The 11,937-nt window shown below is 61.9% G+C and carries 11 protein-coding genes; 5 read left to right on the forward strand and 6 right to left on the reverse strand.

Going from position 1 to position 11,937, the window contains the following annotated elements:
- Positions 1-46: 46 nt before the first annotated feature.
- From J8G10_RS14500 to J8G10_RS14525, 6 genes are all read right to left on the reverse strand, one after another.
- Positions 47-2,176, reverse strand: a complete 2,130-nt coding sequence (locus tag J8G10_RS14500; RefSeq protein WP_251446321.1) for a type IV secretory system conjugative DNA transfer family protein — start codon at positions 2,174-2,176, stop codon at positions 47-49.
- On the reverse strand, positions 2,166-2,363 hold the full coding sequence (locus J8G10_RS14505; protein ID WP_188588084.1) for a hypothetical protein: 198 nt from the start codon (positions 2,361-2,363) through the stop codon (positions 2,166-2,168). Before J8G10_RS14505 ends, J8G10_RS14500 begins: the two co-directional genes overlap by 11 nt.
- A 22-nt stretch (positions 2,364-2,385) precedes the next feature.
- Entirely contained in the window at positions 2,386-2,586 is a 201-nt protein-coding gene (locus tag J8G10_RS14510; RefSeq protein WP_251446324.1) for a DUF4381 domain-containing protein, read from the reverse strand.
- Positions 2,587-2,598: 12 nt separating this feature from the next.
- Positions 2,599-3,246, reverse strand: a complete 648-nt coding sequence (locus J8G10_RS14515; protein WP_251446327.1) for an MT-A70 family methyltransferase — start codon at positions 3,244-3,246, stop codon at positions 2,599-2,601.
- Positions 3,247-3,475: 229 nt separating this feature from the next.
- Positions 3,476-3,763, reverse strand: coding sequence for a hypothetical protein (locus tag J8G10_RS14520; RefSeq protein WP_251446330.1), 288 nt, complete (start codon positions 3,761-3,763; stop codon positions 3,476-3,478).
- On the reverse strand, positions 3,763-4,068 hold the full coding sequence (locus tag J8G10_RS14525; protein ID WP_251446333.1) for a hypothetical protein: 306 nt from the start codon (positions 4,066-4,068) through the stop codon (positions 3,763-3,765). The genes J8G10_RS14520 and J8G10_RS14525 overlap by 1 nt, the downstream gene beginning before the upstream one ends.
- A gap of 134 nt (positions 4,069-4,202) precedes the next feature.
- Here J8G10_RS14525 and J8G10_RS14530 point away from each other — a divergent pair, with 134 nt between their 5' ends.
- From J8G10_RS14530 to J8G10_RS14550, 5 genes are all read left to right on the forward strand, one after another.
- Positions 4,203-5,174, forward strand: a complete 972-nt coding sequence (locus tag J8G10_RS14530) for a hypothetical protein (RefSeq protein ID WP_251446335.1) — start codon at positions 4,203-4,205, stop codon at positions 5,172-5,174.
- 212 nt (positions 5,175-5,386) lie between these two features.
- Complete coding sequence (locus J8G10_RS14535) at positions 5,387-6,955, forward strand: type I restriction-modification system subunit M (protein WP_251446338.1); 1,569 nt, start codon at positions 5,387-5,389, stop codon at positions 6,953-6,955.
- Positions 6,952-8,124: a restriction endonuclease subunit S gene (locus J8G10_RS14540; protein WP_251446341.1), complete on the forward strand. Its 1,173-nt coding sequence runs from the start codon at positions 6,952-6,954 to the stop codon at positions 8,122-8,124. Before J8G10_RS14535 ends, J8G10_RS14540 begins: the two co-directional genes overlap by 4 nt.
- A complete protein-coding gene (locus J8G10_RS14545; RefSeq protein WP_251446344.1) occupies positions 8,121-11,162 on the forward strand; it encodes a type I restriction endonuclease subunit R in 3,042 nt (1,013 codons plus the stop codon). Before J8G10_RS14540 ends, J8G10_RS14545 begins: the two co-directional genes overlap by 4 nt.
- Positions 11,162-11,935 carry a DUF6414 family protein gene (locus J8G10_RS14550; protein WP_251446347.1) on the forward strand — a complete coding sequence of 258 codons (774 nt, stop codon included), beginning with the start codon at positions 11,162-11,164 and terminating at the stop codon, positions 11,933-11,935. Before J8G10_RS14545 ends, J8G10_RS14550 begins: the two co-directional genes overlap by 1 nt.
- Positions 11,936-11,937 lie beyond the last annotated feature (2 nt).

Genomic DNA, 11,937 nt, shown 5'->3' on the forward strand with positions numbered 1-11,937 from the left:
GGCGCGGTGATACGTCTCCCGGTGCGTCTCGGTCGAGGACGGCCATTCATCGTCGACTCCTTCCCACTGGGCTGTCGTCGGCGTATGTGAAGTCGGGTGTGGTCGGGGCGATGAGCTCACGGATTTGTTGCTCGGTGATGGTGGCGGCGACGCCGTAGCGTTCGTGCGCGGCGGCGTAGATGGCCGCTGGGTCGCTGATACCTGCCGGTGGCGGCGCGGTTGCGATGCTGATCCAGCCGGTGGCTTGACCGTGCTGCATGACGTTCGCGTACGCGTGGTATTTCGGCAGCAGCAGAAGATCCTGGGCATCGAGACCGGTGGCGTGCTTGGCGATGGTGGCCGCGTCGGTGCCGCCGAGGCCGAAGTAGATCTTGCTGCGCGTGTTGGTCTCGACCGAGGCCTGCATCGCCGGGGTGAACTGCTTCAGGTACTGGTTCGCGACGGTGAACGCCGCGCCGAGGGAGCGGGCCTGGGCGAGGGCGTCGGAGAGGTCACCAGGGATGCCTGCGAGGAAGTCGTGGATCTCGTCGATGTAGATGCTGACGATGTGCCGGTGCTCAAGGCCGTCACGTTGCCTGGCGAGGATCTTGGTCCACAGTTGCCCAATGAGGAGCGTGCCGAGCAGTCTTGCGGCGTCAGCGCCGAGCAGGCCCTTGTTGAGATTCACGATGACGATGCGTCGCTTGCTGAACAGGTCGGTGAGGTCGAAGCGGGGATCGCTCTGCCCGAGCATCGCCCGCAACCCTGGTCGCAGGATCAGTTGGCGGAGCTTGTTCAGCACCGGCCCGATCTCTTCGGCCTGCTGCGCAGGTGACTTCGCCTCGTACTGCTCCCAGAACCCGCCGAGCCCGACCGGATCGTCGATATGCTTCAGCACCTTGCGACGGAACGCGGGGTTCGTGAGCAGCGGGGCTACCCAGAGCAGGTTCGCGCCGTCGATCTGCGCGAGCGTGTTGAACACCGCCGTGAAAACGTCCGCGGAGCGGATACCCCAGTGCTTCGCGAAGACCGCTTCGAAGGTCGCCAGCAACGTGTCGGCCGTAACCGAGGCCTGGCGTCGGTGACCGGAGAGCGGGTTGAACCCGACCGGGGTGGCGTTCGTCGGGTCGATGACAACGACGTCGTGTTCTCGGTTGTGGGGAACATGTGCGAGGACGCGATCAGCAAGGTCTCCCTTCGGATCAAGGACCAGCACACCGCGACCGGCGGTGATGTCGGCGGCGATGAGGCCCAGCATCACGGTCGACTTGGCCGAGCCGGTCGGCCCGAGCAGATGAGTATGGAACGCGGCGTCCCGGATCGGGATGCCAACCGACTCACTATGTCCCGGTGCGCTGGCAGTGCCGATGATCCGGTCTGTTTGCACAAGTGTTTCGGGCGGTGGGAGCTGGCGTGGGTGGAGTGTCCCGAGTAGTGGCAGTGGCGGTTCGCCGATCGGCCAGCCGGTCAAGCCAATGACTTCCCCGCTGGTCAACGTGAGCGGCCATCGCCACGGGCATGCGGCCCGGTTGAGGTGCGTCACTGAACCGGTCACGGCGCTGATGCGACTGGTGGCGGATTCGAGGACGCGAAACGCGCCGATCACGTCACCGACAAGCTGCCTCGCCCGCGGAGCGGCTGCTCCGGTGACGCCGACGCGCAGGCTGAGAGAGAAGCCGTGCTGACCGTCTCGCCGTTTCGACGTCGTGCCAGTTCGTGGCGGGACAGCAAGCACACGGAGCCACGTACCAAACGATTCTTTGGCGCGTACGGGCGGCGTGTGGCGGCGACCGAGCAGGACCTGCAGGACGACTTCTTCCTCGCCGTGGAGGCGCGACAGTGCCCCGTAGAGGCCACGAATACTTGCGGTGACCTTGGTCGCTTCGAGGCTGAGGTCGGTGCCGGTGACGCGCAGGTCGGCCGCGTACAGCACCTCCTGTCGGTGCCGGCGGGGAGTATGCGCACGGACCGTGAGGTGTGCGCGGAGCGCGTCAAGTACCGTGTCGATGCGGGTCGGCTTGACCGCGATCAGCCACCGCAGCCCCGTCTTCGTTGCGCGGGCCTCGAGCACGATCGGGCCGAGCGTGGACGAGGCGGCCAGGTGTTCCAGTGTCGCGTGGACCGCGTCGGGGGTGAGCGTGTCGGGCCACGTGAGTTCTTGCCACTCCCACTCCTCGTGTTTAGTGTTACTCGTCATGCCCGCCCCCTTTCTGCTCGGCCGTTGGTGCCGAATTCTGCTTCCGTGTATGAGCCGCCCGACGGGTTTCGTCAAGGTGCATCGCGAGCAGCAGCAGAACCCTGGCCAGGCCTTCCCGGTCGACCTTGTCCTTCCAGATCGGGGTGAGACGGTGGCGCCCACCGGCCCGGTTCTTCTTGCGGTTCATCGTTGACCTCCTGTCCGAGAGCTCAGAGCCAGGTGTTTCGGCGTCGCCACCACCACAGCAGCCCACCGACGATGGCGACCGTGAGAGCGATCAGGGCGAGGATCCACCAGATGCTCTTGATCAGCTCCATCGTGAGGACGAGCAGGATCACGCCGCCGAACAGCAACAGGCAGGTCCTCCAGAACTTCTCCGCGAGCGAGCGCGGCCCGGTATCGTCCGGCATGTTTCACACCCCTCACGTCCGAGTCTCCGCCGCCGCTGCCGGGGCGTGGTTGGGTTGGTGGTCGGCAGGCACGGGGTATCCCCATTTCGCGAGCGAGATTGTCGCGTCGCACTCGTTGCCCCAGATGTCCCAGTGCTTGCTCGACGGTGCGGGACGACGAGCGAACAGTTCGAGGAATGGCCCGTCCCCGCCGACGAGCCGTTCGACGATGAGGTGGATTTCCTCGGGCTTCCGGCTGTGGGCCTGCAGGGCGTGCATGCCCCAGTTCGGCTGACCTTTGAACGCGACTTTCGTGCCCTTCCCGCGTACGCCGAGGAGCAGGAGTTCCCCGGAGTTGCGGAAGGTGTTGCCGAGCATGAGACGGGGCTTGGCCCAGAAGTAGAAGCTCGTGTACCGGTATCCCCAGGCTTCGAGGACCTTGATGCCCAGGGGGACGGTCGCGGTGGTGACCCACAGGAAGCAGAACGAGTTCTCCGCCATGATCTCCTGCATGGCCTCGCCCATCCCGAGGATGCGCTCATCGGTCATGAGGTCGTAGTGATTGGCCGCGCCGAGGTCGCCTTTCTGCTGCAGCGACCACGGTGGATCGCACAGTGCCGCACGGAACGTCCCCGGCAGCGGCGTCTTGTCCGGCAGGTTGTGATTGATGTGAATGCTCATACGTAGACTCCTCCTTTCGAGAGGTAAAAGTTGATGGATCGGCCCGCCAGCAGCGGTCGAGCTGGGCGGTGTCAGCGCCCATTACGCACTCCGGCGACCGAACCGTGAAGACCACACCGCAGCGCTCCGCCCCTCGATCCGACACAGCAGTGACCGAGGTAAGCCACGGCGGGCGGTGCGGTGAAAGCCGTCGTTGTGAAATAGGCAACGATGTACGCCTACTGATGGGCTACGAGCGAGGCAGGTCGGTGCGCCCGGTCGTCAGGAACATCGCTCGCGTCAACGCCTTCGCAGCCTCATCACGGTCGGTCGCAAGGTCGTCGGCGAGGGAGAGGATCGTCTGCCGGAGCTGCTCGGACTTCGCGTCCAGTTCCGCCTCGATCCGTGTACGACGACGCTCCTGCCACGCCTCGTACTCGTCCCACAACACTTCGACCACACACAATGCGACGAAGGCGGAGACCGCGACGAGGAGAACGACACCCGCGGCAACCGCGATCGCGGCGACGGCCTCCATCACAGGCCCCGAGCGATGCGCTGACCGGCGCCGATGGCGTATCCGGCGATGATCGCCTCGTAGAACTGCGCACCAGCCGGGGCGATCTTCATCTGCGCCTCCGCCTGCGCCACCAGCGTCGCCACGTTCGTCATCGCCTGCGACGCCAGGAACGCGTGCCCCTGCTCCCGCACCGCCGCGATCTCCGTGGCCGCCGCAACCTGCTCCACCTCACGCTTGGTCTGGCGCACCAGGCTTCCCGTGATCTTCTGCCCCTGCTGGGTCGTGTGCCCACCGAACAGCGGCACCACCTGATTGCTCGACATGTTGCAAGTCCTTCCGGTTGAAGAGAACAGCCCCGGATTTCCGGGACACTTCGACCGTAGAAACCCTCCCGAGGGCACTCTGAAACTCGGAATAAAGTTGGAAACGAACACTGGCGCGGGGCGGAGGTGGTGGCGTGAGACTCGATGAAGACGATGTCGCCACCCTGCACCAGCAGCTCGCCTGGCTGAGCAAACGCGAGGGCTTCATCCAACGCCGTCTCGCCCGGGCCGGGATCGTCGACGAACTCCTCCGCGGCTCACTCGAGGACAACTTCGAACGCCTCCGGCACCGCTTCATCTCCGCGATCCACACCCTGCCCGCCGAGCAATCAGACCTCCTGCTCGACGTCTATGCTCTGAGCCCCGACACCCGGGACGTACCCGAACTGATGCAACGGCGGCAGATGCACGGCGACAAGATCGGACGGAAAGTCGACACCGTTCGCACGCGAGAGACCGCAGCGCTGAAGGCGCTGCACTCGCGTCTCGTCACGGGCCGCTACGCGCAGGCCCCGCTCGTTCTTGACGTGCCCGAGATGCACGGCGGCATCATCTACGAAGAGACCAGCACCCTCATCGTCGTCGAGAACCGACACTGGCAAGCCACCTACGAGCACTACCGATTCGCGAACATGGCAGGCGAACTCGACTACGTCACCATCGGCCGCTCCTATCCCGGCATCGTGACCCCGAGCAGCAAGGGCGACTTCAAGGTCAACACCCGCCCGGTCGACGGCGCGGGCTGGAACGACCACTTCTGGCACCTCAACACAGCCCGCACCGCGACCGAGCCGATGCAAGACCGGACACGCTACGACCTGCGCTTCCGCATCACCCCACCCGGCGACAGTGGCGAACCCGAGCCAATGACGCTCGCCAGCCGGGCGCTCCACCACCGCTCACTGCTATTCACCATCCGTGTCGGGTTCATCGGGGACCAGCCAGCCAGCATTTGGAAGTTCGAGGGAGCAAGCCCGTTCGCCCGCCCGCACGCCGCCAACGAGTACAACCGCGTCCAGCTCGACGCCCGCGGCACCGCGACCCTCACCCTGCGTGACGTCCACGGTGGCCTCTTCAACGGCTTCGCCTGGAGCTGGGACGCCTGACCGAGGTTATGAGACCTTCTCGAAAACGCCTGATTATGAGATAATCACAGGCAGATCGCAGCGCCCGGTCGAGGCGACACATACTCCCGGCTGCATCACACCTCAAGCCCATGCAGGGCATGGCATCCGAACAGTGTCAGTGCCTGTCGCTACGGTGAGATTAACCCGCAACCACAACTTAAGACGCGCCCCAGGCGCAGGAGACGAACCACATGGCACCGACCACCAAAGAAGGACAGCGCGCCGAACTGCACAAGACGATCTGGCGCATCGCGAACGACCTCCGCGGCTCCGTCGACGGCTGGGACTTCAAGTCGTACGTGCTCGGCATGCTGTTCTACCGGTTCATCTCCGAGAACCTCACCGCCTACATCAACAAGAGCGAACGCGAAGCAGGCGACCCGAGCTTCGACTACGCCCAACTCGGCGACGCCCAGGCAGAGTTCGGCCGCAAGGAGACGGTCGAGGAGAAGGGTTTCTATATCCTCCCGTCCGAGCTGTTCCAGAACGTCCGAAGGCGTGCTGCCAACGACGCCAACCTCAACGAAACCCTCGCACGGGTCTTCAAGAACATCGAAGGCTCCGCCGTCGGCACCGACGCCGAAGACGACCTCAAAGGCCTGTTCGATGATCTTGATGTCAACAGTTCGAAACTCGGTGGCACTGTCGCCAAGCGCAACGAGAAACTCGTGAAGCTACTCGACGCGATCGGTGACCTGCCGCTCGGGAACTTCGAAGACAACTCGATCGACCTGTTCGGCGACGCCTACGAGTACCTCATGCAGATGTACGCCTCGAGTGCGGGCAAGTCTGGTGGCGAGTACTACACGCCGCAGGAAGTCTCCGAGCTGCTCGCCCGTATCACCGTGGTCGGCAAGACGCAGGTCAACAAGGTCTACGACCCCGCTGTTGGTTCAGGGTCGCTGCTGCTGAAGTTCGCGAAAGTCCTCGGCAAAGACAACGTGCGACAGGGCTTCTACGGCCAGGAGATCAACCTGACCACCTACAACCTCGCCAGGATCAACATGTTCCTGCACGACGTGAACTACGAGAAGTTCAACATCGCCCACGGTGACACCCTCATCGACCCCGCCCACTGGGACGACGAACCGTTCGAGGCGATCGTCTCCAACCCGCCGTACTCGATCAAGTGGGACGGCGACGCGAACCCGCTGCTGATCAACGACCCGCGCTTCGCACCAGCTGGTGTGCTCGCACCGAAGTCGAAGGCCGACCTCGCGTTCACGATGCACATCCTGTCGTGGCTCGCCGTGAACGGCACCGCGGCGATCGTCGAGTTCCCGGGTGTGCTGTATCGCGGCGGCGCGGAACGCAAGATCCGCAAGTACCTCATCGACAACAACTATGTGGATGCCGTCATCCAGCTGCCGCCGGACCTGTTCTTCGGCACCACGATCGCCACCTGCATCATCGTGCTCAAGAAGTCCAAGACCGACAACTCTGTCCTCTTCATCGACGCATCCGCCGAGTTCAAACGCACCGGGAACAAGAACAAGCTCACCGAAGCCAACCAGCAGCGCATCCTCGACACCTTCACCACCCGCGAAAGCGTCGACCATGTCGCCGCGCTGGTGTCGAACGAGGACATCGCCGCGAACGACTACAACATCGCCGTCTCTTCCTATGTTGAGCAAGAAGACACCCGCGAAGTCATCGACATCACCGAGCTGAACGCCGAGATCGCCCGCATCGTCGCCCGCCAGCAGGAACTCCGCACCTCCATCGACGAGATCGTCGCCGACCTGGAGGGCACGAAGTGAGCAGGATCTATGACCTGATCGCAGAGCTTTGCCCGAACGGGGTTGAGTTCAAATCCGTCGGCGAAGTCACGGCAAGAAGCTCCAACATCAAATGGGCCAACGCAGGTGACGACGAGTTTCAATACATCGATCTAAGTTCCGTGGACCGCGTGACGCGCAGGATTGGTGAGACAGCATCCATCACCGCAGGTAACGCCCCAAGTCGCGCGCAACAGATTGTTCACACGGGCGATGTGATCTTCGCGACCACACGCCCCGCGCAAATGCGATGGGCAGTGATCCCTGCCGAGTATGACGGACAGATCGCCAGCACGGGCTACTGTGTGCTTCGACCAGACACCTCTGTCATTCTCACGAACTTCTTGGCCCACATTCTTGGTGCCGACACCTTCCGTCAATACATTGAGGCAAATCAGGTCGCGGGAAACTATCCCTCAATCCCCGACAACCGGGTGAGGGCTTACCGAATCCCCGTCCCGCCTCTCGAGGTGCAGCGGGAGATCGTGCGAGTATTGGACCAGTTCACTCAGCTGGAAGCGGAGCTGGAAGCGGAGCTGGAAGCGGAGCTGGAAGCCCGACGGCGGCAGTATGAGCATTATCGCGGCACTCTAATGCTTGAAAGCGAAGATTCGGAGAGGGTGCTTCTCGGTGACATTGCCATTATCGGTACCGGAAGCCATGACACCAAGGACGCTCAAGCGGACGGTGAATACACTTTTTACGCTCGAGGACGAGAGCCCCTCAAGCTCGACACTTTTGACTTTAACGAGGAAGCGATCATCACTGCGGGCGACGGTGTCGGCGTTGGAAAAGTATTCCACTTTGCTCGCGGGAAATATGCACTCCATCAGCGCGCATATCGCATAGTCCCCCAAGAGGGGGTCGATGCGAGGTTTATCTATCACTATCTTGTCGCTGATTTCTCGCGTTATCTTGAACGAACTTCGGTTCATGCTTCTGTGACATCGCTAAGACGACCGATGTTCCTTAACTATGCGCTCCAGTTGCCTTCGCTGGATGAGCAGCGCCGCATTGTCGCGATTCTGGATAACTTCGATGCTCTGGTGAACGACTTGAGCCTCGGCCTCCCCGCTGAGCTTGCTGCGCGACGTAAGCAGTACGAGTACTACCGCGACAAGCTGTTCACCTTCGAGGAGGCTGCCGCATGAGTGACGTGACTCCTCGTAAGTATGATCCGATCGCCGTGTCGTCGGAGAGCACGGTTGTTGCCGAGTACATCCCTGACACCACCGGTGCTGGTTCGTATCAGTCGGAGGCGGAGCTTGAGCGTGAGCTGATCCGACTGCTTAAGTCGCAGGCGTACAAGTATCTGCCGATCACGTCGGAGGCGCAGCTGGTCGCGAATCTGCGCACCCAGCTTGAAGCTCTGAACTCGGTGTCGTTCTCTGACACGGAGTGGGAGCAGTTCTTTTCGGAGCGGATCGCTGGCGCGAACGATGGCATTGTTGAGAAGACGGTGCGTATCCAGGAGGATCACGTTCAGCTGTTGAAGCGTGATGACGGTTCGGTGAAGAACATCCTGCTGATCGATAAGCAGAACATTCACAACAACCGCCTGCAGGTCATCAACCAGTACGAGATCGGCCAGGGCGAAGGCGGCTCTGCTCGGTCGAACCGCTACGACGTGACTGTGCTGGTGAACGGTCTGCCGATGGTGCATATCGAGCTGAAGCGTCGCGGCGTGGATATCCGTGAGGCGTTCAACCAGATCGACCGGTACCAGCGGGACAGTTTCTGGGCAGGCTCCGGGCTCTTCGAGTATGTGCAGTTGTTCGTGATCAGCAACGGCACGCTCACCAAGTACTACTCCAACACCACCCGTCGTCAGCATCTCAGTGAAGCGGCTGGGTCGAAGCGGGTGCGGAAGACGTCGAACAGTTTCGAGTTCACGTCGTGGTGGGCGGATGCGCAGAACAAGCCGATCCAGGATCTGTCGGCGTTCGCGAAGACGTTCTTCGCCAAGCACGCGTTGCTGAACATCCTGACGAAGTATTGCGTGCTCACGGCTGACCGGATGCTGCTGGTGATGCGCCCGTACCAGATCGTGGCGACCGAGCGGATTCTGCAGAAAGTCGATATCTCCACCAACTACAGGACCCTCGGCACGGTTGCCGCGGGTGGATACGTGTGGCACACCACCGGATCCGGTAAGACCCTGACATCGTTCAAGGCCGCGCAGCTCGCGTCGAAGCTCCCGAGCGTCGACAAGGTGCTGTTCGTCGTTGACCGTAAGGACCTCGACTACCAGACGATGCGCGAGTACGACCGGTTTGAGAAGGGTGCGGCGAACTCCAACACCTCGACCGCGGTGCTCAAGAAGCAGCTCGAAGACCCAGGTGCGCGGATCATTATCACGACGATTCAGAAGCTCTCGACGTTTATCGCGGCGAACAAGGGGCATGCGATCTACGACGGGCATGTCGTGATCATCTTCGACGAGTGTCACCGGTCGCAGTTCGGCGACATGCACACCGCGATCACGAAGGCGTTCAAGCGGTACAACCTCTTCGGTTTCACTGGCACCCCGATCTTCGCGGCAAACTCTGGCAGCGGCGGGAACCCGCAACTGAAGACCACAGAGCAGGCGTTCGGCGAGAAGTTGCACACCTACACGATCGTCGATGCGATCACCGACAAGAACGTGCTGCCGTTCCGGATCGACTATGTCAACACCATCAAGGTTGGCAACGTCGTCGACAAGCAGGTCTCGGCGATCGACACCGAGAAGGCGCTGCTGGCACCGGAGCGAATCAGCGAGATCGTGAAGTACACGCTCGAGCACTTCGACCAGAAGACCAAGCGTGCTGAGCATTACACGCTCGGGGAGCGCCGCGTGCGTGGCTTTAACGCGCTGTTCGCAACCGCGTCCATCGACGCCGCCCGAACGTACTACAACCACTTCCAACTACAGCAGGAAGGCCTGCCGCCAGATAAGCGACTGAAGATCGGCCTGATCTACTCCTATGGTGCGAACGACGCCGTCGAAGATGGCGCGCTCGATGAAGAGGGCTTCGACACTGGTGCGTTGAGCATGGATGCGCGGTCGTTCCTTGAGGATGCGATCCAGGACTACAACGACATGTTCGGCACGTCGTTTGACACCTCCGCCGACCGGTTCCAGAACTACTACAAGGACCTCTCGCTCAAACTCAAGACCCGCGAGATCGATCTCGTCATCGTTGTGAACATGTTCCTCACCGGCTTCGACGCGACCACGATGAACACGCTGTTCGTCGACAAGAACTTGCGCGCGCACGGGCTGATCCAGGCGTACTCGCGCACGAACCGGATCTTGAACTCGGTGAAGACCTACGGCAACATCGTCAGCTTCCGCGACCTCGAAGACGAGACCAACGACGCCATCGCCCTGTTCGGCAACAAGGACGCTCGCGGTGTGGTGCTTCTCAAGCCGTATGGCGAGTACTACAACGACTACGCCGAGAAGGTCACCGAACTGTTCAGTACCTTCCCGCTCGGGCAGCCGATCATCGGCGAAGCCGCTCAGAAGGAGTTCATTGCGCTGTTCGGAGCGATCCTGCGCCTGCAGAACATCCTGACCTCGTTCGACGAGTTCACCGGCAACGCCATCCTTACCGACCGGCAGGGTCAGGATTACCGCAGCGTCTACCTCGACCTGTACGCGGAGTTCCGCAAGGACAAGGACGCCGACAAGGAGCAGATCAACGATGATGTGGTCTTCGAGATCGAGCTGATCAAACAGGTCGAGATCAACGTCGACTACATCCTCATGCTCGTGAGCAAGTATCGCGACGAACGCGGCGACGGCGACGACAAAGAGATCCGGGCCGAGATCTCTCGCGCCGTGGACGCCAGCCCGACCCTGCGCAACAAGAAAGACCTCATCGAAGACTTCGTCGACTCCCTCTCCGTGGATGGCGAGATCGACCAGGAATGGCGCGCGTTCATCGCCGCCAAGCGCGAGGCTGAACTCGACACGATCATCAACGAGGAGAACCTCCGCCCCGACGAGACTCGCGTCTTCGTTGAGACCGCGTTCCGCGACGGCCAGATCCGCACCAGCGGCACCGCGATCACAAAGGTGCTGCCACCAGTGTCGCGGTTCTCTGCTGACGGCGGCCACGGCGAGAAGAAGCAACGGGTCATCCAGAAGCTCGGCGCTTTCTTCGAGCGGTTCTTCGGGCTGAGCGCGGGAGGAACTGACTGATGACCGATGCGGACACGGGCACTACGAGCGTTCCCTTGATCAAGATCGTCTACTTCGACGAGGAGTCGGCATCAGACTTGCTGGATATCGTGGCAGGCGGCAAAGAGACTTCTTCGAAGGAACTGACCAAGGAGCGGGCAGCTGAAGTGGAGGCCGAGGCGCGCGCGCGAGCCGCCGCAAAGTTCAACTGGCTGCCCTTCTTCGGGGGATCAGCCGAGGCTGGCGCCGCTGCGAGTGTGTCGGCGGTCGGACGCAGCATCCTCAACAAGACGCTCTCGAACACCATCCTGACCGACTACCTCAGCAAGCTCGGTGAGCTGAAGGGCATCGAGCGGCTCGAGGGCCTGACGGTCACTGCTCGCAACGACTCCGCGGCCTATATGAAGATGTACACGCCGTACTTGGCGATGCTCAAGATCGATGAACTACCCGTCAATCTTGCCGAACTGGATAGTGCGCTGACGTCGGCGAAGGGCTACTACGAGCTACTCGCGCAGAGTGCGGACGGTGGGAAGCGCATCCTGCGCTTCAATATTCAGGCGTTCCGAAACAACTATGGTCTGGTTGATCTCGGCCGCATGCGACTTGTGTTTCACGGTATCCGCGTTGGCAGGGCTGCAGAGTCCAGCCTGACGATGCAGGCCGAGATGGCGCCCGCTGCAGAGCCTGCACCGCTGACCGGTCTGGACGTAGTCGACGGTGGCTCAACGGAGCCAAGCACGCTTCTCGACGTGTACGACATCATTCTTGCGGGAGTCGAGTATGGCGAGTGACA

The sequence above is a fragment of the Microbacterium sp. USTB-Y genome (genome assembly GCF_023703415.1).
Taxonomy (GTDB): Bacteria; Actinomycetota; Actinomycetes; order Actinomycetales; family Microbacteriaceae; genus Microbacterium.